15 protein-coding genes and 1 pseudogene are annotated in these 22,816 nt (G+C 40.4%); 9 read left to right on the plus strand and 7 right to left on the minus strand.

The features are described 5' to 3' along the window. The first annotated feature begins 594 nt into the window (after positions 1-594). Complete coding sequence (locus ABJK37_RS22775) at positions 595-1,179, plus strand: hypothetical protein (RefSeq protein WP_348358605.1); 585 nt, start codon at positions 595-597, stop codon at positions 1,177-1,179. Between the two features lie 164 nt (positions 1,180-1,343). On the opposite strand, the pseudogene ABJK37_RS22780 reads toward ABJK37_RS22775, so the two are convergent. Beyond that, positions 1,344-2,102, minus strand: a pseudogene (locus tag ABJK37_RS22780) (IS3 family transposase); the annotation flags it as partial. A 361-nt stretch (positions 2,103-2,463) separates the two neighbouring features. Between ABJK37_RS22780 and ABJK37_RS22785 the strand changes: the two are divergent. The 7 genes from ABJK37_RS22785 (at position 2,464) to ABJK37_RS22815 (ending at position 10,479) form a co-directional block, all read left to right on the plus strand. Then, positions 2,464-2,952: a hypothetical protein gene (locus ABJK37_RS22785; protein WP_348358607.1), complete on the plus strand. Its 489-nt coding sequence runs from the start codon at positions 2,464-2,466 to the stop codon at positions 2,950-2,952. Between the two features lie 475 nt (positions 2,953-3,427). After that, positions 3,428-5,074, plus strand: a complete 1,647-nt coding sequence (locus tag ABJK37_RS22790) for a Calx-beta domain-containing protein (protein WP_348358609.1) — start codon at positions 3,428-3,430, stop codon at positions 5,072-5,074. Between the two features lie 697 nt (positions 5,075-5,771). Beyond that, on the plus strand, positions 5,772-6,968 hold the full coding sequence (locus ABJK37_RS22795) for a hypothetical protein (RefSeq protein WP_348358611.1): 1,197 nt from the start codon (positions 5,772-5,774) through the stop codon (positions 6,966-6,968). After that, positions 6,968-7,387 (plus strand): hypothetical protein, encoded by a 420-nt coding sequence (locus ABJK37_RS22800; RefSeq protein ID WP_348358613.1) that lies wholly within the window; start codon positions 6,968-6,970, stop codon positions 7,385-7,387. The genes ABJK37_RS22795 and ABJK37_RS22800 overlap by 1 nt, the downstream gene beginning before the upstream one ends. A gap of 122 nt (positions 7,388-7,509) precedes the next feature. Continuing rightward, positions 7,510-8,730 (plus strand): porin, encoded by a 1,221-nt coding sequence (locus ABJK37_RS22805; RefSeq protein ID WP_348358615.1) that lies wholly within the window; start codon positions 7,510-7,512, stop codon positions 8,728-8,730. A 133-nt stretch (positions 8,731-8,863) separates the two neighbouring features. After that, positions 8,864-10,063 (plus strand): hypothetical protein, encoded by a 1,200-nt coding sequence (locus ABJK37_RS22810; RefSeq protein WP_348358617.1) that lies wholly within the window; start codon positions 8,864-8,866, stop codon positions 10,061-10,063. Further along, positions 10,063-10,479 carry a hypothetical protein gene (locus tag ABJK37_RS22815; protein ID WP_348358619.1) on the plus strand — a complete coding sequence of 139 codons (417 nt, stop codon included), beginning with the start codon at positions 10,063-10,065 and terminating at the stop codon, positions 10,477-10,479. Before ABJK37_RS22810 ends, ABJK37_RS22815 begins: the two co-directional genes overlap by 1 nt. A gap of 6 nt (positions 10,480-10,485) precedes the next feature. Here the strand turns inward: ABJK37_RS22815 and ABJK37_RS22820 are convergent, their stop codons facing one another. The 3 genes from ABJK37_RS22820 to ABJK37_RS22830 form a co-directional block, all read right to left on the minus strand. Then, a complete protein-coding gene (locus ABJK37_RS22820) occupies positions 10,486-12,531 on the minus strand; it encodes an EAL domain-containing protein (protein WP_348358621.1) in 2,046 nt (681 codons plus the stop codon). 249 nt (positions 12,532-12,780) lie between these two features. Beyond that, entirely contained in the window at positions 12,781-13,833 is a 1,053-nt protein-coding gene (locus tag ABJK37_RS22825) for a diguanylate cyclase (RefSeq protein ID WP_348358623.1), read from the minus strand. A gap of 449 nt (positions 13,834-14,282) precedes the next feature. Continuing rightward, on the minus strand, positions 14,283-17,396 hold the full coding sequence (locus ABJK37_RS22830) for an Ig-like domain-containing protein (protein WP_348358625.1): 3,114 nt from the start codon (positions 17,394-17,396) through the stop codon (positions 14,283-14,285). A gap of 422 nt (positions 17,397-17,818) precedes the next feature. Between ABJK37_RS22830 and ABJK37_RS22835 the strand changes: the two genes are divergently transcribed. Beyond that, positions 17,819-18,589: a hypothetical protein gene (locus ABJK37_RS22835; RefSeq protein WP_348358627.1), complete on the plus strand. Its 771-nt coding sequence runs from the start codon at positions 17,819-17,821 to the stop codon at positions 18,587-18,589. 65 nt (positions 18,590-18,654) lie between these two features. Here ABJK37_RS22835 and ABJK37_RS22840 read toward each other — a convergent pair whose 3' ends face one another. From ABJK37_RS22840 to ABJK37_RS22850, 3 genes are all read right to left on the minus strand, one after another. Beyond that, entirely contained in the window at positions 18,655-19,578 is a 924-nt protein-coding gene (locus tag ABJK37_RS22840; RefSeq protein WP_348358629.1) for an alpha/beta hydrolase, read from the minus strand. 176 nt (positions 19,579-19,754) lie between these two features. After that, a complete protein-coding gene (locus ABJK37_RS22845; protein WP_348358631.1) occupies positions 19,755-21,323 on the minus strand; it encodes a sodium/sugar symporter in 1,569 nt (522 codons plus the stop codon). Positions 21,324-21,335: 12 nt separating this feature from the next. Further along, complete coding sequence (locus ABJK37_RS22850; RefSeq protein WP_348358633.1) at positions 21,336-22,814, minus strand: mannitol dehydrogenase family protein; 1,479 nt, start codon at positions 22,812-22,814, stop codon at positions 21,336-21,338. Positions 22,815-22,816: the final 2 nt, after the last annotated feature.

The raw sequence follows: 22,816 nt of genomic DNA on the forward strand, positions 1-22,816 counted from the left end.
AATAAAACTACCGTTAGTATAAGTACCTTTGTTGTGATCAAGTGTGAGTTGACTACACGATTGCAAAACTCTTCTCAGTTGATAATAAATAATTTTGGTGCATTTACAAATAATATGTAAACAAAGCTAGCGACAGGTTCGAAAACATTCTTGTTACAAAATACCTAAATTGACGAAGGGCAAGCTCTTATCATATAAATATTTAGAGGGATGGGATAGGCTGCAGGTTAGAATCAGGCAATGAATGGCTAATTTAAATCTCCTCAATAAAATATTTATTTCAACGACAACACCGCTGTTAGTGCATTAGTTTTTGAAATATTTGATGGTGAAGGCATCGTACTTATTAATTATCATTGTGCATAATTGCGGAGCATACAAGTGTTGACCATTTACATCTCATTAAATCCGACTTTGATTCGTGGACTCTGTAAAATTTGGATTTTCTGTTCGTTTGAATCTGCAATATTGAGTACACTCTGGCGAACTTATACAGGGAGATAGGTCAAGGCCACATCGGTCACCTTTTTTGCTAAATGGTACTTTTGACCTTTGTAAGGCACACCTAATTAATTAAAAATTAAGGAAGTTGAGTTGAATAAACAAAAACATCTGGCATTAATCAAATCTAAAGCCATTAAAGAAAGTAAGGAAATAAGTTACAGAAGTTATTTCAAATTATGTAGTAATTTTGATTTTCATTGGCATTTTCATGATGAACCTAAAATCCGCAACAGCCTAGAAAAAAAATATGGGCAAATTAAAAAAATTTCGCAATTACATTCTGAGTTTAAAATAATATTTGATGCTTTTTTCCAATATTTTCATTCAGGTGAATCATATAATAAACCACAAGCACCAAAACCAGTGCCTCAAAATGTAGAAATTAATATTACTTTTGAGGAGCCTATCTTCGAGCATGACGCCTATCTCGTATTTTGTCACAAACGTCAAGGTAAGTTAGGAGGAAAAGTATGGGATAGAACCACAGATGAAAAGGGAGCTTTTGCTATCCATGCAACCTTAGATGATGAATTAATTGCGGTTTGTGATGGGTATGAAAATGCTAATGCATGTGGAGAATATTGTTCGAGTGAACAATATGGAGGGTGGGGGGATGTTGTCATTTCGAATGTCGCTTATTTTCCTTGCATACCAAATGGAAAAATATACTTCTAGCTATACTAAAGGAGCTGATAGCGAGTTGTCCAGATTTTCACACATAGCAACAAGGGAAGAAAATGAGTTTAGAATTAAACTTTCATTAGATAAAAAAGTATTTAGATATGCTTGGGTAATATTAAAGTTTTACCGTTATTACCCAAAGTTTAAAGATGAAGTGGTTAAGTAATATTGGCCACAGTTTTATAGTAAAGCCAGTATCTTCTTTCTGACTCGTTTGGGCTTAAACTAGCATTGTACTGATGTGGCCTAGTCTGGCTGTAATAACCAACAATATAATCCGTTATGTGTTGTTTAGCTTCGGTGAAATTCCGATAGCCATTGGTAGGTATCCATTCGTTTTTTTAACTTCTAAAGAACCGCTCCATTGGGCTATTATTCCAGCAATTTCCTCTTCGATTCATGTTTTGGGTTAACTGGTAACGCCAAATCAATTGTCTAAACTTTCTGCTCGTATAAAGGTTTCCTCGGTCACTATGAAACATGACACCTTTTGGCTTCCCTCTGCGCTCATAAGCCATCGTTAATGCTTGCATCGTTAATTCAGTGTTAGGCGAAAACGACATTGCTCAGCCAATTGATTTTCTGGCACATAAGTCTATAACAACAGTTAGGTATGCCCATCGGTTACCTGTCCAGATATAAGTCACATCACCACACCAAACTTGGTTCAGCTCTACCGCTGCAAATTGTCTGTCGAGTAAATTGGGTATATCTACATGTTTTTTCATTCCTTTTTTATAAGCATGTTTGGGTAATTGACAACTGACTAAATTAAGTTGCTTCATAAGCCTGCCTGCTCGATAGTCTCTGAGATGCGTGCCTCGCTGCGTGACAATATCCGCGAGGGTCCTAGCGCCTGCTGAGCTGTTACTTTCATTATGCGCCACCCGAATTTTACTGATTAAACGTACTTGTTCTGGGCAAATGTTATCTTTGACGAAGCTGTTAAAAAAGCTATCACTGCTAATAAAAGTAAAATTGATAACAAAAAAATTCAAAGTGAGGTCTTAGCCTGATTAATTGAACATTAATTTTAGAAAAGCCTAGTCTTCACAACATGCTACCAATAAAACCGACTAGGCTCACTAATTCAAATTAGCTAATCCCTCAATAAAGGTTAAAACCCTTTGTTAACTAAACCCCATAAATTACTTAACTTTTTTTAGATGGAAAGATCTATTCCGTCTGCGTCGGTATATTTGCTGCCATCAACAACGAGCCAATGAATTACAAATTTATTAAAAGCAGCTTTATCGTTTACTAAATAGAGGATACTAAATGAGTAAATTATTATGTGGTGTTGTATTAACTTTTTCATTCGTATTAACAGGTTGTTTTGGTGACAGTCAAGATACTGATGGGAATGGGAAAATATCTGCAAGCGAAGCGTTTCCTGCGTATGCAGAAATGTTAAGAACTGATGGTGTGGGTAACTTTCATGATTTTGTTGCGCCTTCAACTGCTGATTTTCTGAAGAGCCACATAGCTGATGAAACAAATACCTCAGACGGTTTTTCTGAAGGCAGCATTTTTGCTTTTAAAATGCTGCTTGGGAGCGAAAAGCTATTCTGCTCTAACTACACAATTCTAGAAGAGAAGGTTTATAACAATGTTGCAAGGCTTAGAGTAGAATTAAAGCAAAAAGTCATGGAAGACCAAGAATGGTCTGATTATTGTAGTACTAAAGTTGGCTCAGTTCAGCGCCATACATTTCATTTGCAATATGATACGGAAACAAAAAAATGGGTTATACCCACTCAAGATTGAACACCATATATTTAGCGAACGGGCCCGTTTGATAGAAAGCTCAGACATGGATGTCTAGCTAGGAGAATATCAATATGGTACCCCCGGGGGTAACCCCACAAAGTATTCATGCTTTGAATATAAACACTATGTCAATTAATACCCTGTAACTTGCCATTCTTAATATGCATAAAAATTGTGTGCAGCTACCATCCTGCTCACACAGTTTGGCTCCTTGGAAATGGGTACAAACTTGCTTGGACTGGTTGTCCTTTCACGGCCTTGCAATGGATATTTATGATCGTGGTCTATGGTTTGCTGGAGACGGTTGGGGCGGGATTTTAAGTGCGTTCCTATTTACAGAATTGATGAGGAGTCTTTTATTCTTGGAGGATAAGCAAGAACTTAACGCCAGAGCTGATGGAACCTATTAGCGATTTCAACCCCAGTTAGAGTGTGCAAAAACTGTTTTCCTTTTTATATCGAGGTGTTTTGTATGAGAGTATTTATAGTATTAGTTGGTTTATTTTCATCAGTTTCTATTTTAGCTGAATCTTTTCCGCCGCAGTATGTTTTTACTCAGCAGCAAAGTAGTTCAGATAGCAATTTTACATACCCTGAGTTGAGCCTCCTTGAGACGGAAGTCACTTCTCATGACATTTTATTTTTTTATACTCATGACATGCTTGATTATTTTGATAATGATGTTGAGGAGTTAGTCACTTATGTTCAGGAGTCTGTTGATTTTAACAATGCTTCTTTCCAAAGGCAAAATATCCCTCTTAGTCGCAACATAGCCGGAATTGTACGGATTCCTGAAACGCTATCCTACGATGACCAAATGGATGGAGAAGAACGCTTAAACGCCCTAAAAAGAGTATATTCCGATGAAACATATAATTTTAACAGGCTCTATGATGCCTCTTATGTTGTTGCTTTAAACCGACACTATCCAGATATTGTAAACAATATCGGTCTTGCATACGTTGGAGGGCAGTTCTCGTGGGTATCACCTTATAGACTAGGAAAACCTGACAGAACCTTATCTCATGAATTGGGACACAATGATGGCTTTACTCATGATGAAGAAGCCGCAAACAAGCCTCGTGGGAGTGGAACAATTGCTGATATTTTACAGCGTAGATATGCCATTGGTGAGTCCTGTGGCACTCATGACAGTATTATGAAAAGTGGTTCTGGCTCACGGGATGAAGGTTTTTTTTCTTCGCCCCTAGTGTTTAACGAACAACAAGTTAAATGCGGAAGAGAGGATATTGCGGACTCTGCAAGAGCATACATTGAAGCTGCTTCGAATGAAATTCCAGCTAGAACGGGCAGTTTTCGTAATAACAAACCCAGCCCTGTAAAAACCGGCAGTGTGGGAATATCGTTACCTTCACAAATCATTTCAGAAGGCAGTAAAGTTGCCATTGAGCTATTCTGGACCGGTGCAGAGGTTGGTGACTCAGTGCAATTACTAACACGAAAAGGAACGGCCGACTTCGCTGATTTTAAGCCAACACTTACGCGAGCTTACTACGATGGTGAAAACACAACTTCTGTCATCGAAATAAATACTGTTGATGATGACATCTTTGAATTTGATGAGACCTTTACAGTTGAGTTACTCTATCCACGAGGGATTCACATTGAGGAGAACGCAGTATCAAAAGAGGTTATAATCACCTCTGAAGATTATGGTGAGCCAGGTCGAATTGGCTTCGAATACCCTACGCTTTTAGTCCAAGAAGGCGAAACAAAAAACATCAGGCTTGTTCGCACAGGGGGTACTGATGGAGCGTTGACTGTCTTAATAAAAGCTAATCTTAGTACCGCATCAGATAATGATTTCTATATGTCTCATGACACGCTGATGTTTGCTCAAGGTGAACAGTTCAAAACACTTAGCATTACCGCAATATCCGACAATTTGAGCGAATCCACTGAAGAGTTTTCTTTAGAGCTAATTGGAGAAGCGCAATTTCTTGCAAACACTCGAAATATCAACATAACGCTTCAAAGTAAACAAAAGAAAAAAGATAACAGCGAAAGTGGTGGCGGCAGTTTATCTATAATTGCAATGTTAATGGCTCTTATACTAGTAGTGTTACGAAGGTTTCACGTCGTTAATCAATCATCATAAACTACAGTCTTAAAAAATGGGGGCATTCTCTATGTAGCAGAGTATTTTTGAGTTTTTATGCAGTTGAAATCGTTAAATTTATTTGTTCAACAACTCGTAATCTAAAATGTACTTTTGTTGCAAATGCTACCTGCTCTATTCACTTAATGCTTCGAAAACCCCCCTTTAATTAGAAGGCTTGAAATGGGGGTTGAGGTTACTAAAATGTTGTGAATCTCTTATTTTATCTGATGCTGGATTTACACTACAAGGTTGGGTGAATGAGCTGAATACAAGTGTATTTCCACAAATCATTACACAGAATCTGTTACAGGCTCGCAGAATCAAACTTTCCGATAGAGACAGAATAACAAGAATCATTTTGAGGTTTTAATCTGATTAATTGAACTATGACTTTCGAAAAACCTCTATGAGGCTTCTGTGCTTAACAATCATTAGAGTAGACTAAAGTAGTATGTATTTAGACACATTGTTTCCGTCACACTGTCGATATAAATAGTATCTAGAAGCTTCACTAAGCTATTTTTGGATTATTGAAAGGGAATTAAAAGTAAGGGAATAAAAGTGTTCGCGAACTAACTCCCTGTATTTCATTTAATTACCTTGACCTAGCTCAATAACTCACAAATTAGCATTTGACACTTAGCGACGCTCTAGTATTTTCTCTTCGCTAACTTAAAGAGTGATTATTCACATCATGAAACCAACGAAAGCAGTGACTTTGTCTATTGTATTATTGCTAAGCAGTATGCCAAATTATGCTGCCGCTAATGATCAGGACAAGCTTCAATTTTCTGGTTTTACTCGATTAATCTTAGGCCATTTAGATGATAAAAACGCCGAGTACGTTGGCTACGACAATAGCATTAGTATGGACCAACAATCACTTATAGGGCTGCAAGCTGATTATGCATTTAATAATGAAATCTCGCTCACTGGGCAATTCATTGGGCATACTGGAAAGCAGCGATCTTCTGGCTTAGAATGGCTTTACCTAACCTATACACCCAATAAAGCGTGGCGTATCAAACTAGGAAAACAACGGATCCCATTTTTTAACTACAGTGACAGTTTAGATGTAGGCTTTGCTTATCCATGGCTAACATTGCCCCAGCAGTTTTACGACACTGCTTTTTTCTCTACTTTTGAGGGACTATTAGCTAATTATGAATACAATTTGGGTAGCTGGGTAATGAACTTCGAAGGTTATTGGGGGATCTACGACGACAAAATCTACTTAGCCAGTGGTGAAATAGACACTAAAGTCACCGGTTTATATGGTTTTAATACTAGCGCGGCCTATGATAGTTGGACGTTTCGTGCCGCGTATAATCAGGGCAATGCTGATCTCACTTTACCTGGTGCAGCCCAGTTTGTAGAAGTACTCAACCAATTTGGCTTTAACCAAAGTGCTGAAACCTTAAATCCTGATGGTTTAATTCGCTTTTATCAACTGAGCGCAAATTACGAAAATCTCAATTATTTTATTCGTAGTGAAGTGGCGACTATGGTTGGTGAAAGTGGTCCAGTGCCTGACATCGACAGCTTTTACATTTCCGTTGGTTATCAATTTTCACCTTATACTCTTTATGTTTCATATTCAGAGCGAGACGTACACTATGACCACCCAGCCAATGAAATTCCCTATGGTGTTTCTTCAGGATTAGACGAGTTGGCTGCGACCTATGAATTGGTTCTCGCTGGGTTTCCAGATGATAAAACTCAAGGTACAAAAATCGGTTTGAGATGGGACTGGCGATACAATGTCGCTTTAAAAGGAGAAGTGACCCATGTTAATGCTGATAAAGTCAGTAATGACTTTGCATTGAAAAATTTAGGTCGTTTTGATAACAGCGCAATTCTGTATCAGCTTGGCGTAGAGTGGGTGTTTTAATGGCAAGAGTTCTCACTTTATTGGTCGTGTGTTATCTAGGATTTGTTCAACCATCTTATGCTGCAGAAGCAGTCATAGTAGTAGCAAATACCGCAGATAAATCAATTCAACTAAGCCGTCAGCAAGTTCGCAATCTATTTATGGGTGGGGCTTTACCCTACGATTTAGATGCGGTGGCTTTACCGCCAGAAAACCATACTCGTGTGCTCTTTAATACTAAGGTTGTGGGTTTAACCGAATCACGTATTCAATCATATTGGGCACAAATGCGTTTTACGGGTCGTAAGAAAGGGCCTGTAGAGCTCAAAAACGAAAAATTGGTCGTTGAGTATCTAATGAGTAATGTTGGCACGATAGGCTATCTACCCGCAGGTATGTCAATTCCTGACGAATTAACGGTCCTATATTCCACCAATTGATACATAGATGGCCAAGTTTGCGATTCGACTTTAACGCCGTACCGTGACATCAGTAAATTTAATGGTTTAGCAACTTAAGATGATTTGTTAGCCACATATGTAAACTATAGATATTAGAGATAATGAATAGCATTAACGACCTTTTGGCAACCATTTCAAAAAAAACAATATCCGTAGTTTTTTTAGTTCAACTCGGTATCACAAACTCCCATGCTGCGAGCCAAGACTCAATGCAGTTTTCAGGCTTTGCACGTGCCATTATTGGACATCTAGATGATGCAAACGCAGAGTATGTCGGCTACGACAACAGCATTAGCCTAGACCAGCAATCATTATTAGGCTTACAAGCAGATTACCAACTCAGTGATACGGTCGCGGTTACCGCTCAAGTGGTTGGTTACACAGAAGAGCAACGTAGTTCAGGCCTAGAATGGTTATATCTCAGTTATGCCCCTAACAACGCCTTGCAATTTAAGTTAGGCAAACAGCGTATTCCTTTTTTTAATTACAGCGACAGCTTAGATATTGGTTTTGCTTACCCTTGGTTAACCTTGCCACAACAGGTATACGACACCGCGTTTTTTTCGACTTTTGACGGGGTACTCGCCAATTATGGCTTCTCTTTCAATAATTGGCTGATTGAATACGAAGCATACTGGGGCCACTATGACGACAAAATCTATTTAGCCAGTCAGGAAATCAATACCGTAGTCAACGGCCTAGTTGGTGCTAACGTAACGGTGAATATTCGAAACTTTACCTTTCGCGCGTCATACAACCACGGAGATGCCGAACTAGATCAAGAAGAAGCGAGTGTATTCAGCCAACAATTACGGCTGTTGGGGTTTTCGAACAACGCTGATTGGCTCAACGCCAACGGCATTATTCGCTTTTATCAATTCAGTGCCAACTACGAAAATTTAGATTACTTTGTGCGCAGTGAAATCACAAAAATGGTCGGCGAAGCAGGGTTAGTAGCCGATATTGATAGCTTTTTCGTGTCGCTTGGCTATAACTTTCATCCTTATACCCTGTATATTTCATATAGCGAAAAAGATTTACATTTTGACCACCCCAGCAATGAAATTCCCTTTGGTTTATCCGATGAACTCGATTTTTTAGCGGCGACCTATCAGGGAGTATTAGCAGTTTTTCCAGACGATAAAGCCACTGGCACTAAAATAGGGCTTCGCTGGGATTGGCGTCCTAATCTTGCCTTCAAAGCTGAAATGACATTCGTTAATGCAGATGACGAAGTGAGTAACGATTACGCGGTGAAAGATTTAGGTGGCTTTGACGGACAAGCCGTTTTATATCAAGTCGGTGCTGAGTGGGTATTTTAATGTTTAGTACAATGGCGAACCAACTAACAGCAATGTATCACTTAATGATAAAAACCTTAGACGTCACACCATCAACGCGCGCGTTAACAGTAGGTTGTTTTGTTACACGAACAATTAAAATTTCGATAAATATATGATTATAAAACTTTTTCAATCTACCCTAATAGCTATCTGTGTTTCACTCACGTTGACTTCAGTTGTATACGCTGATGACGACGGTAACGTGCGATTTTCTGGTTTTGCTCGAGTAGTAGCAGGTTATATTGACGAAGAATACGCAGAATTTAATGGCTACGAAGATAGAGTTAGTCTAGAACAGCAATCTCTTTTTGGTATGCAAGCCGACTATCAAATAATCGATAATGTTTCTGCCACAGCCCAAGTAATTGGCCGCACAGGTGATGATAACAAGTCAGGCATAGAATGGCTTTATTTCACTTATGCGCCAACTAAAGCGTTAAAACTTAAGCTCGGCCGTCAACGCACCCCCGTATTTAGTTATAGTGATTTTTCAGATGTTGGCTTCGCTTACGAATGGGTGTCATTACCTCAGCAAGTGTACCAGCAGTTTTTATTTCCAAACTTTGACGGTTTACATGCCCAATACGAGTACGTTAGTAAAAGTACATCATTGAATTTTGAGTCTTACTATGGAGAACTAGATCGTGAGTTTACCTATCAAGGCGACAGTTTGGATGTCAAAGTCAGTAACATGTTCGGCATCGTCAGTACATTGGGTTATGAAAGCTGGACATTCCGCGCTTCATTTCATCAGGGGGACGCGGATGTCACTCAACAAGAATTATCTGCGTTCAGCGATATCTTGCGCAATGTGGGTTTTACCCAAAGCGCAGACTCACTTTCAAATGAAGGGGTTGGCAGATTTTATCAACTCAGCGCTTTTTACGAAAACGTAGATTATTTCTTTCGTTCTGAAGTCACAAGACTAAGAACCGAATTATTTCTAGCCCCCGATTCAAACGGTTACTTTATCTCTGGCGGCATGCACTTTTACCCCTTCTCTATATACACTTCGTTGTCTCGCGACACGAACAAATACAGTGCAGATATTGCTGAAATCCCTATTGGGGTTAACGCCCAACTCGACCAGCTAGCTTTGGGCTATCAACAGATTGTTGGTCAAATTGGCAACAATAGCACTGTAAGTTATAGCGTTGGAGGACGCTGGGATTGGAAAGACAATTTAGCATTTAAAGCACAAGCTACACTGCTAAAAGAAAGAGATGGATACCATGGGTTATTTACCGCTCGTGACGAAATGTTCGGCGGCAAGGCCATGTTTTATCAATTAGCCTTAGAGTGGGTATTTTAATGAAAACGTTATTTTTCCCTCTCATTTTCAGCGCTTTTATTGGAGTTCATGCCTCTGCGAACAATTCAATTGTTGTCGTGGCTAATACAGACAATAAACAAATACAGTTAAGTCGCCAGCAAGTTCGTAATTTATTTATGGGTAATGCGCTGCCTTATGATTTAGAAGCAATTGCCTTGCCGCCTGATAATCAAACCCGAGTTTTGTTTAACACTAGAGTCGTTGGCTTAACAGAATCGCGCATTCAATCGTATTGGGCACAAATGCGCTTTACCGGCCGTAAGAAAGAGCCCAAAGAAATCGGGACTGAGCGAGCCATTCTAGAATACATTCTACATAATCCCGGTAGCGTCGGATATTTACCATCTGGTATATCTATCCCTGATGGGCTAACGATACTTTATAGCGCACTTTAACAGTCATTAAACATCGAGCAGTTCAACTAAGCTTTTGGGTTTCGAAAACAAATAGCCTTGCAACTGGTGGCAACCGTTTTCGATTAAAAACTCTGCTTGTTCTCGAGTTTCTACGCCCTCAGCGCATATTGTTAAATTCAACTGTTTCGCCATTTCGATAATGGTTTTAGTAACCAAAGTACTGCGCTTAGACACGTTCAAGTTATCCACAAACTGTTTATCAATTTTCAAGGTGTTTAACTCAATCTGAGTGAGGTAGCCCAATGAAGAATAGCCAGATCCAAAATCATCTAGGGCGATAGAACACCCCATCTCCCGCAATTGCGTAAGAAACAGGTTGGCAATGTCGAAGTTTTCTAAGTAGGCAGATTCTGTCACTTCAAACTCAATGCAGGCACTGTTCACATTGTAACGCGTGAACATATTACGAATATAATCAACCAGAGTGGTATTTTTTATGTCATGGGCCGACAAATTGACCGACACCACAACCTCTGTCTTTTGCAATCCTTGCAATTGTGCCAGTTCTTGGCACACCCGCTTGATCACCCATTTAGTGATAGACAAAATTTTACCACTTTGCTCCGCTATGGGTATAAATTCGGCTGGAGATACAAAGCCCAAGGCATCATTTTTCCAGCGTATCAATGCTTCATAGCCGACTATATTCTCGTCAGCACCCACTTTGCCTTGGTAATGAACACTGAATTCGTTGGACTTAATCGCGTTGGCGATAGAATTGGCGATAAGCAAGCGACGTTTGTTATCTTCCATCATTTCTGGCACAAACACAGTGTGAGTGCTACGACCCGCTAATTTAGAACGATACATAGCGATGTCAGCATTACTGACGAACTCACTAACATTAAAATTTGAGTCGCTGGCACGTGCAATACCAATACTGACACCCACTTGTACTTCCCAAGACTGAATTTGAAAGGGCATATTGAGCCCGCTAACTAGGCGCTCCGAAATTTCGTATAGCTCCAAATCATTTGGTTCATTGTGTAGCAAGATAAGAAATTCATCCCCCCCTAAGCGAGAAATTAAATCACCGTCACGTAAAATATTTTTAGTACGACTGCATACTTCCATCAATACCAAATCGCCAATTTCATGGCCAAATGAATCATTGACACCTTTAAAACCGTTTAAATCAAAATACATTAACACTCGGTTGAGATGGTCGCGCTTAGCTTTTGCTAATTCTAATCTCAATGTTTCCATAAAAAATTGACGATTGGGTAAACCTGTTAAACCATCAAAATTAGCTAAGCGTTCCATTGTTTTTTGTTGATCTTTGAGTTGCTGAGTGTACCTAGCATTTTTTTGTGTTTCGGCGTTGATAGTTTCCATCATACTATTGATATCACGGCTAAGCTCAGCCACTTCTTGCTTACCATTAGTATCTATACGTAAAGAGTAATCGTGAGTATCTTGGATTTTTTTGGCAACTTGAGAAAGTCGGCTAAGGGGCTGAAATAAGCGGCGTTGAATGAACATCGAGCCACAGATTGCGATAAATAACACCAGTAACACTAGAGGTAAGACACTTTTAAACAGGGTCAATTTACTGTTATACAAAGGGCCCGATAAGTCGTTCACTATCAGTAGGTAGCCAAGAGGTAATCGCGCATCACCCACTAACTTTAAAGCAACAAGCTCGCTGTTTTTTACAGCGACTCCCAGTGGTTGACTTTTAAGGGCATTGATATCGATCGCTGAATCGAGTTCTTCTGGGATAAACAACGGGCCAAAATAAACATTGAGTTGCTGCCAATTATTATCAAAAACGACCGCATATTTCACGTTTTCGTAGCGGTCTAAGCGTAATAAGGTGGTGGTGACTTCAAACATATCGGGATCTGAGGCAATCAGGTGCACGAGATCGCTGGCTAAGTTTTCAGAAAGCCCATCAAGATCTCCTCGCGTTGCTTCAAGGTATAGCTTTTCGTATTCTTCAATCGAAGAGGCTACTACAGCAACGCACACCAATACTATCGCAACCACTGTAAGGGTTGTTGTGGTGTTCTTTATTGTTCTAAACAGCATTTATTAATCCCTTGATACCGTACCACATCATCATAATTCGTGTAGTTTAGCGAGTCCTTTTACCAGCCGAATAGTATAAAATTAGATGCTGAAGTAGTAAGACGCTTAATCTTTACGGTACCTCAACAATAATAGTTAATACCCATGTTGGGTATTAGACTATTGGCTAATATTTCATTATCTATTCGCAACACAGAGCTAGGATACACAGCCTAAGTTAGCGAAATTTAAAATAACTAATAATTTGAATCAAGCTTCAACTCGATTCCTACCACCTTCTTTACCTTTGTAAAGTGCTCGATCGGCACGTGCAATTGCCGAGTCTAAGTTTTCGGTATGTTTTAACTCGCTAATTCCTGCAGTGATTGTAGGATTAACATCAACACCAACTTCATTAAGCCAGTGACAATTAAGAAATGCTTCTCGTATTCGCTCCGCGCTTAACTTAGTATCAGTTAGACTGGAGTCTGGGAGTGTGATCAAAAACTCTTCTCCCCCCCAACGAGAGATTAAATCTTGTTGGCGAACTTCCTTCTTTAAAATCTGCGCAACCTTGACTAAAACGTCATCTCCGACCTTGTGTCCATATTCATCGTTTATTTTCTTGAAGTGATCGATGTCTATTAAAATAATACCGATAACCTGATTGGTATTAGTGGACCTCAGTAACGCTTTATCGATTAAGTTATTCATATGACGCCGGTTGTATAACTCTGTTAACGGGTCAGTTGTCGCCATGATATTCAGCTTTTTCTGAGCACGACGTGCCGTCTTTAAATAATAAAATGACAAGTAACTGAACATAAAAAACACAACACTCATGTTAAACATATGCACAATTTTTAAAGCAAATGGGTTAATCGGTTCAATGGGCGCAATAAACCACGACATTAAATCAAGCCCGATAAGACACGCGAATAACACCGCCAATGCCATTAACGCAGGTTTAAAAGAAGTGGATAAAAATATCGCCGGAATAAACATGAACAAATAATAATGAAAACCGCTTCCCCAGCCAATTAGCGCCACCCCAAGGGCAGCATGTACAATCACTTCAAACCAAATAAGAGCGACGGCTATTTTTTTCCTACGGTTTTTCGACGCGTAATAAACAACGATGTAAATCGCCACACTAATCACATTAAACCAAGCAAGAATCGGCGACCCTAGTGCGTGAAAAAGAAAAAAGAATGCGACATCAATTAACGACGCTACCTGAGCACAACGCATAAACACTAACCAAAACTCTGGTCTTCGATGTTTACCTAATGCATTAAATATAGGGTCTTTAACGGTGGTCATTTACTAAACATACCTTTTGGAGATCCGGTGAAACATAATAATAGCAGCGTCCTCGAATTGGCAGCTGCAATGAAAGCTAATAACTTCTCAGCAACGACTAGCGGAAAAAATTTAGGGTTTAACTCTACAATAACAAGTCTACCCTAGACAAAACGACGACCAAATAAAAGATGTAATAAGAAACGATATTAAAAGGTATTTCATACGAAGAATTAGAATTACAAGATCCTTTACGAAATATTTGAAAATTGCGATTGCCTAACTAGTGATGTGAACGACCATAGGTTTACGCAATAAAACCAGCGACTTCAGTCATTTGCCATAAATTAAAATATGGCAAATGAAAAAATGAATGGAAACAAAAACTACATAATTTGACTGACTAGGAAAAGCTTATACAAAAACTTTAGCCGAGTATTGACACTCGGCGTGATCTTAAACAAAGGACATTACTCTTGAGTAATGTCCTCTAAGATGAAGTCATCAGCGTACCAAGTATGCCCTGACGTCATCAAATTAACCTCAAATGAGGTTTGAGTATCAGGCCAATCGACACCATCAAATTCGATTTCTACCAACTGCCACTCCCCTGTTAGAGTGCCGCCAAACCATTTTTGTCCTGAACTTTTCCATCCACCGTCTAAATTAATGAACTGACTCATACCTCCAGACCATGCCCCTGTAGACAGGCGTTTTAAATAAAAACTCAATTTAAACTTCTTGCCTGCCTTTATTAATGAGTGGGGTAGTACGGTCTCATCTATTGAAATGCCAACTCTTCCATCAGATGTATCGAACTTAATACCATAATTTCCGCTGTAAGCCGCGTCCTGAATAATTTCTAGCGCTCCATTAGAACCAAACACCAATTGCCAATCACCCAATGAACCTTGCTCAAAGTCGCCGTTAATTCCAAGTAAATTATTGACTGGATTAGGTGTGGTGTCTGTAGAGGTGATTTCAACTCCTGTAATAGTATGGCCATCAACACTGGTCCTCCAGTCCCCACCGACCTCTCGAAGCGCCGCTATGATTTTATAGCCTTTACCTGAAGCAAGGTTTTCGCTGAAACTTAGGGTGACTTGAGTGGAGCCTTCTCCTCCAGGTACAGTCACTGTGCTCAATCCCAGCCAGTTACCTTCTGGGCTTATCAACTCAAAGGCAACGTCGCGTTCGATACTTGTCGAGTAATCAATATCAAGTGTGATGCTATTAGTTGGTGCCATTGACGAAACATCGTTTGTAATAACGATAGTATTTCTCACGGTTAACTCATCTTTTACCTCAACATTAGTAGAAGCAACGTATTCGCCGTCATCACTGTGAGCACTGATCACAACAACGCCAGGGGAAACCGGTGTTACAAGTCCCTCATCAACCTTGGCAATAGACTCATCACTGGAATGCCAACGCAAGAATTTGTTAGTGGCCGATTGTGGCAAAACATTGGCAAACAAGCGATAAGGACGATCTTTTTTGATGGCCACTGACGTATTTTGCATTTCAACACCCGACACTGCGACCGATTGCAGTGGCTCTTGCTTATCAACCTCTAAAATTAAAGAACTAACGTGCCCTTGAGAGTCAGGAAACACTAGCTCCACCTCGGTATTGGGTTTCAAGAACTTAGCAGGTACTGGAATTTCAATGACCCCAAAAAAGTCATCTCGAGAAACCTGATCATAACCGCGCCAGTCATTGGGTACATCAATTTCATGTCCATTAACCAAAACTTTAGGCTGTTTAGATTTGTCGTGTTTACGGCCAATCCCCATTTTAAGCATTGCAACTCGATCTGAAGCATTGTATCCGTGCAAAGCATAATGATACTGCAAAGCTTTTGCTGTGGTGGGTGAGCGCTCCGCTCTTTGTGTTAAACGCGCAAACTCCGCACTATCGCGCCATTCATCGGGAAATTTACTTATTATACTCGTCAGTTGTCGATCAAAACTGCGCATAGTTGACGTTAAGCGATTTACTTCGTTTGGCTTAATGGCGTCGACCACTGATTGATCAAACTCTAGCCCCTTATAAGCATCTGCAAAGCCCCTAATCTCTTCCTCTACATCAATATTATTAAACGTAAACGACAACCCAATGTTTTCAACTATGGGCTGCAAATAGCTTTGCGCATAATAATTACTCTTTCGCACAATACCTTCAGGTGATATGGGATCAGCAAAGATGTATTCCAGCACTATGGTTTCATGCCCCGCCATGGTAATAGTTGGCGGAGTTGTCGGTAGAATTTTGTCTGTGTAGTTTGCTCCTTGAGCATAGGGAACATCGAGGCGTTTAGCTCGGACTTGTAACACTGGATGACTTTGATTCAGGAAAAACAAGTCTACAACTTTGTTACCGTCTTCATAATTATTGAGCGCCAAGTATAGCTTGTTGCCGTAATTGAATGCTTGAACTGCGATGTCAGGATCCAAGAAATCCACCGCCATTCGATTACCCTTAACATCTGACCAAAGCTGATAAAAGTATGCTTTTTCAGTAGGCAGATAACCATTTACTTTGTTTGAGGTAATTTTGTCTGGGTCAGGTCGCAGCACTGCAGCTGAGTATGGATTGAAATTGTTAGCATCGTAAAACCATTTTGATATTCCAGTAATGAAAGGGGTCGATGTTAGTATTCTGTCTTCCCTTTCTAACAACGAAAACAAAATATGGTTATAGGAGCGCAGCTCTTGAGCACTTTTCGCAGCACTGTATTCAAGTGGGTAACCATCAATTATTCCACCATACTCGGTAACAGCATGAGCTTTGACCTCTCCCCATTTGATGTGACTGTAAGCTTCTATCATATCGATAATGGCTTCTGCATTACTTCCAGAACGAAAATTGTCTTGGCCAGCCACATTCACACCATCGTACAAGTGAAAAGAAAACCCATCCATGTGATCACCTGCCACATCCATAAACATCTTTTGACGGGACTGCCAATGGGAAAAATCTGACAATTCAAAGGATGGCCAAGCGGAAGAAAAACCAATGACATTAGTGTTCAGACCGCGCTGTGCAAACTCTTTTCCTATCTCAGCAAACCAGTTGGCCATGTGTCTTTGCACTGCTTCATTTGCGACAGGATCCCAAGGACCATCGACAAAATCCGATGCATGAACAAAAGGCTCGTTCATTGGTTCGTAAAATAGCGGCCGTCTATCGTCTTCAAAATAGTACTCGAAGTAATCGGCTGCCCAACGAGCCCCTTCGACAGGATCATTGTCTTGCACCAACACGCTTCTAGGATGTTCTGTAGCAACGATTCGATTAGTACCGAACTCATAAAAAGCGCCCGTCTTACTATTGGCGATTGACTGTTCACCATCAAGTATTGCCTGTTGAGTGTCTGGATAGTTTGCACTGCCGCTCAAGGCCATTGGCCCCCAAAATACACGTCCATACTGCGCATTCAGTTCATTTCGAATATATAGCATGTCTTGTTCAGCAGCCCCTGGTTCGCCTGGACTTGAATGGATATTAAAGAACTTATTACGATCTAACTCTGAGCTATCCCCCACGTATAACTGTTTACTCAAATCAATACTGACACGCACAGCTTGTCCATATGATGAGTGCAGGAATCCCGAACATAAGAGACCCCCAATTATCGCAAACGTGGTTGAACTTGATTTGAACAGCTTCATTTAACGCCCCAATTGTTTACATATGATTTACAATAATTACAAATAAATCAGAAAATGTAAAACACTCTTCACTGAGAACATTTGTGTAAACTGTTTTTCTGCTATTTTTTGGTTTTAGACCGAGTTCGCAAAATTTACTATAGAGTCTCGCGAACAATCACCGCCAGACATACTTTAGTAAAAGGAGTATTGGAGTTTTCTAGCCTAGAACCGTAAAAATAAATCGTGATACCAACTAAGTAATGGCCAAAATGTAATTAAAATGTTAAACATCTTGCCAACTTACAATTATTCATTTATAAACAATTAAATTCACATACAAACTCAATATTATGAAAAAGAAACTTAAAGCCATACACTTATTGTCATTCTTAATATTTCCTACGGTTTCTCAAGCCGGCTTAATACCCTCAAATATTACCGTAACCGCAACGGTTGCATTTGACGACATCAGCTCATTCATATTGGATACACAACAAGCAGACAGTTTTAGGATTGGCACCCAAGGTAGCCAAGTTAACGATGGACTGATTACTGGGAATAACCCTGTTAATGGGTCACTGAACGAGTCTATTGTTATCAGTAGTACACTTGGGGCGCAAAACATTAATGTAGATTTTGAATATGTTCGCTATTTTTTCGACGTAAACCTAAGTAACACCGCTGCTGATAACACTGCTGAGTTTGTGTTTGATTATGGTATTTTCCAACAAGTATCTACTGCGGTTTCAGACCCTTTTACAGACGATGCTTTCGCAGATTCGGCTATCGCTTTGTTCGACAACAACAATTTAGAGTTTGTATTTTCTGCTATCTCGTCTGATATCAACCCTGGGCCACAAACTGTTGCCAAAAGCGGAACATTTTCTTTCTTACTAAACCCAGGAGAGTCGCTTTCATTTGGCGGTTATTATGAGTCAAACTTATATAGTTTTGGAGACGCAGCATTTTCATCACTGACGAGCATTGAATTAGCCCTAACAGCCGTCAATATGACAATAAACGAGGTATCTGAACCTTCAAGCTTCACCTTAACATTTATGCTTGCATCGCTAGCAATGGGATATCGCCGCAAAGCTACGCATAAAAATATTGCTGAATAAACTCATACCAACAAAAGGTAGACAGGTCGCATTGAGAGAGCACGATACAGAGGCCCCCGTTTCTATCATGGTTTTGGTATATCAATTCGATCTATAAAGGCAAAGATCTCACGATAAATGACTTGAAATTGTGTGTCTGTAAACCCTAAGTGACGACCACCGGGTATCATAGTGACATGATTGGGTACAGAAAACTCCTCGAGCGCCCTATGCAAACGCAAGGTCTGTTCCAAGGGCACAACCTTATCAGAAGAACCATGAATACTCAGCACAGCGGCAGTGGATGAATTTACATAATGGATAGGGGAATATTGACTTACAAGCCTCTCAAAAACCTTGTCACCTTGCGCCCATTTTCTTGGGTAATTCCAGCCCCCTATTTTCGCTAGGTAATGCTCAAGATGCTCAATATCAGATATACCAAACCAATTTATTATCGCCTTAACGGTCATTTCGTTACCCGTGTATGCAGCGTGACTTGGCACGGTATTAATAAAGCCAGCGAGTAGCGCTAAATGTCCGCCAGCCGAATCCCCAGACACCACAATATTGTTACGATCTATTGCGTATTGCTCGGCATTTTTTGTTAACCATTGCATGGCTTGAAGCACGTCATCTGCCCCCTGTGGCGCTGTGCCACCTCCAGTCGTATACTCAATATTGACCACTGTCCAGCCTCTTTCCACAAAGGGCATAATAGACCAAACAGAAGAAGCTTTACTGCCACCATGCCAAGCGCCACCGTGAATATAAACTAGGGTAGGCCTAGTTCGCGATCCAGCAACAAAATAATTAGGTGGCCCCTGCCATTGTCCTTGGCGGTAAATATCTAGGGTTTGTGAAACCGAAGTGCCATAAGAAATGTCATAGTCGACCCCGAAACGGTGCGACCAATTACCTCTATCAACTTCAATATTTGGTGTAACCTTATGACAACCTGACGAAGATAATATCAGAACACTCCATACCAGAAACTTACGAATAAGCATTTAATTGTTCATTTCCATCATACTAACCTTTTGTGAAAAGTCGCTGTCAGTTCAAGTTTCGATATAACACCTTTATTGCCCCATACATTTAGCAATCTGCTATTTAACATTGAACGCCACCAAGAAATTCATTCAGCGAAAAACAACAGATTACTCATGTATTATTCTGGACTACATTACCACCAAGTCGCATATAAACCGGTTAAAATAATGATCACCCCAATAGCCGCAACGGTAAATCCCGTAGTCGTTTTAAAACTTATGTCTTTTAGCTCTACACCTTTGTTTACCTCTGGCGCAACTTCAAATAACGAAACGACATACGCTAAAGCCAAACACAAAAGGAACACCAAGCCGATTCGATCCATAAAGGGTAAGCTAGGCCACAGTACAGCAATCAACACTGAGAACGCAGCTGAACCTAAGGCTGCAGCAAGCGCGGCTGTTGAAGTGGTACGTGACCAAAACATGCCCATTAGAAAAATCACTGTAATGCCGGGAGAAAATAAACCGGTAAATTCCTGAATATATTGAAATGCCTGTTCTGATTGGCCGATTAGCGGCTGAGCAACGGACACTGCGATGATCAAAGAAACCAAAGTAGTGACTCTCCCTACGTTAACGTAGTGATGTTCACTTTTCCCCTCATTCAATGGACGGTATAAATCCATAGTAAAAATGGTAGAAATACTGTTAGTCATAGACGCCAAGGACGAAATGATTGCGGCCACAAGCGCAGCAAAAACTAACCCCTTTATGCCCACAGGCATTAATGACATCATAGAGGGATATGCCTGATCTGGCTTATCTAGGTCTGGAAACAACAACACTGCTGCGATGCCTGGTAACACCACTATTATCGGCATTAACAACTTTAAGTAGGCGGCAAAGGCAATACCTTTTTGTGCTTCCTGTATGTTTTTAGCCGCTAAAGCGCGCTGAATAATATATTGATTAAACCCCCAATAACCAATGTTCATGACCCACAAGCCACCCACCAGCACTGATATACCAGGCAAGTTCATGTACTCATTGTTGTCTGGGCTCAATATCATGTCAAAGTGACTAGGGACTTTCTCGGTTAAAATACCGAAGCCCTTCATTAATCCCTCACCATCTGATATTTGCTGCAACGCAAGGTAACTAAGTAATAAGCCCCCGAATACCAACAATACCACCTGAATAATATCAGTATATGCAACTGCTTTTAGCCCACCATAAGTGGAGTAAGCAATAGAAAATATGGCGAGAAACAGCATACCGTATAGCCAATCAATACCCGCCACGCTTTGTATAGCTAATCCCCCTAACCACAGTACCGACGTTAAATTAACAAACACATAAACCGCAAGCCAAAACAAAGCTAAGGTGGTTTTTACTCGACCATCAAAGCGCTGCTGTAAATATTGCGGCATAGTATAAATTTCATTTTTCAAAAAGATCGGTAAGAAATACTTTCCCACGAGAATCAACGTAATGGCAGCCATCCATTCATATGATGCAATCCCTAAGCCCAGAGCAAACCCAGAGCCCGACATACCAATAATTTGCTCTGCTGAGATGTTTGCTGCAATAAGTGATGCCCCTATCGCCCACCAAGGCAGAGATTTACTCGCAAGAAAGTAATCTTTAGTGTTTCTTTCATGGGACTTTTCATTTCGAGAAATCCACAATGCAATTCCAAGAAGTACCAATACATACGCCAGAAAAACACCAATATCTAAGGGTGCTAGTGTAAATGTCATGCTGAGTTCCTTTTACACAAACCAGCTGTGTTGATTATTGTTTAAAACCGGCGCTAGATTTTTATACGCCGTTACCAATGCAGAATTAAGTTCGCTATTAGCGACCAACGATGCTGGAAATATAGATGAAATGGACAAGAACAAACTCACATCACTCTGAGCATTTCCACTACATGATTTACCCAATTTCTCTAGTTGCGAAGCCAATGGGTCTACCAATCTCTCGTCTTTGGCGAGTCGTAGACGAACAAAATGCATCCAAGCAGCTAAAGCGTGACACAGTAACCTAACGCTGCGTCCTTCCTCTAAATTTTGCTGAATAATTGGCAAAATGCGCATTGGAATTTTTTGAGAACCATCCCAGGCAATTTGACTTAAAAGGTGGCGTATAGCGGGGTTTCTGTAGCGTTGCAAAATATCTTGGCTGTATTGCTTTGCATCAAGTTCTTTTGGTCCATCGATAGACGGCAAAATTTCCTCGTCGATCATTTTTTCAATGAATGTTATCAACTGAGTATTCTGCATAGCGTCATAAACTGTCTCAATACCCATTAAGCTCCCTAAGTAGGCGAGACTCGAATGAGTGCAGTTAAGAAGGCGCAATTTAGCTTTTTCGAATCCCTCTACGTCTTGGGTTAGCACGGCGCCAACTTCCTCCCAAGCCGGTCTATCTGAGGGCAAACAATCTTCTATCACCCATTGCAAGAATGCTTCACGTTTTATGGGCCAGTTGTCTTTTATGTCAAGCTTTTGACTTATAAGGTCTCGCAGTGCGTCGTCGGTGGCTGGAGTAATACTATCTACCATAGTACTCGGGCAAGTCAGTCCTTTAGCTAACCAGTCACTCAGTTTTTTGTTGGTTTGGCTTGCAAAAGCAACAATCGATTTTTTTAGCTTTGTGCCATTTCCTGTGATGTTATCGCAGCTAATAACGGTAAAAGCGGGTAGACCTTTTTCATGCCTAATAGATAACGCCTCAACTAAAATTCCGACCGCTGAAACACGCTCAGTTACCCGTTGAAGATCATGTTTGATGTCTTGATGTGTTAAATCAAGTTCACCTTGGCTATTAAGGCAGTACCCCTTCTCGGTAATAGTCATTGTGACAAATTTTGTATCAATATTGGTGAGACGTGCAATGACCTGTGCGTACTGCTCTCTGGCGACAAGCACTTCCTTAATTGCACCAACCACCTCAAAGTGCGTTTCTTTGTCTAACTCTGCCAAACAATACAATCCGTCTTGATCAGTCAGTGCCTCGCTGACACCTCTTGAACGAAGCGATACCGCACTGATACACCAGTGACCCCCTTTATGTTTTAAAGCCTGATGTGTGTACCAAGCTTGATGGGCTCTAAAAAATGCACCGGGTCCGATGTGCACTATGCCAATTTTGGTAGTACTCGGAGGCTTACGGTATTGAGGAACATTAATCCCTCTATTAGAGGCGTCTTCAAGACTATTTTCGTTAAGATAGATTATCTGGGTCATAG

This window comes from Paraglaciecola sp. (genome assembly GCF_039964565.1).
GTDB lineage: Bacteria > Pseudomonadota > Gammaproteobacteria > Enterobacterales > Alteromonadaceae > Paraglaciecola.

What these genes read in the sequence shown, in the direction of transcription:
- ABJK37_RS22785 (WP_348358607.1), top strand. Translation starts at nt 2,464, where the DNA reads ATGAGTAAATTATTATGTGGTGTTGTATTAACTTTTTCATTCGTATTA.
- ABJK37_RS22790 (WP_348358609.1), top strand. Translation starts at nt 3,428, where the DNA reads ATGAGAGTATTTATAGTATTAGTTGGTTTATTTTCATCAGTTTCTATT.
- ABJK37_RS22795 (WP_348358611.1), top strand. Translation starts at nt 5,772, where the DNA reads ATGAAACCAACGAAAGCAGTGACTTTGTCTATTGTATTATTGCTAAGC.
- ABJK37_RS22800 (WP_348358613.1), top strand. Translation starts at nt 6,968, where the DNA reads ATGGCAAGAGTTCTCACTTTATTGGTCGTGTGTTATCTAGGATTTGTT.
- ABJK37_RS22805 (WP_348358615.1), top strand. Translation starts at nt 7,510, where the DNA reads ATGAATAGCATTAACGACCTTTTGGCAACCATTTCAAAAAAAACAATA.
- ABJK37_RS22810 (WP_348358617.1), top strand. Translation starts at nt 8,864, where the DNA reads ATGATTATAAAACTTTTTCAATCTACCCTAATAGCTATCTGTGTTTCA.
- ABJK37_RS22815 (WP_348358619.1), top strand. Translation starts at nt 10,063, where the DNA reads ATGAAAACGTTATTTTTCCCTCTCATTTTCAGCGCTTTTATTGGAGTT.
- ABJK37_RS22820 (WP_348358621.1), bottom strand. Translation starts at nt 12,531, where the DNA reads ATGCTGTTTAGAACAATAAAGAACACCACAACAACCCTTACAGTGGTT.
- ABJK37_RS22825 (WP_348358623.1), bottom strand. Translation starts at nt 13,833, where the DNA reads ATGACCACCGTTAAAGACCCTATATTTAATGCATTAGGTAAACATCGA.
- ABJK37_RS22835 (WP_348358627.1), top strand. Translation starts at nt 17,819, where the DNA reads ATGAAAAAGAAACTTAAAGCCATACACTTATTGTCATTCTTAATATTT.
- ABJK37_RS22840 (WP_348358629.1), bottom strand. Translation starts at nt 19,578, where the DNA reads ATGCTTATTCGTAAGTTTCTGGTATGGAGTGTTCTGATATTATCTTCG.
- ABJK37_RS22845 (WP_348358631.1), bottom strand. Translation starts at nt 21,323, where the DNA reads ATGACATTTACACTAGCACCCTTAGATATTGGTGTTTTTCTGGCGTAT.
- ABJK37_RS22850 (WP_348358633.1), bottom strand. Translation starts at nt 22,814, where the DNA reads ATGACCCAGATAATCTATCTTAACGAAAATAGTCTTGAAGACGCCTCT.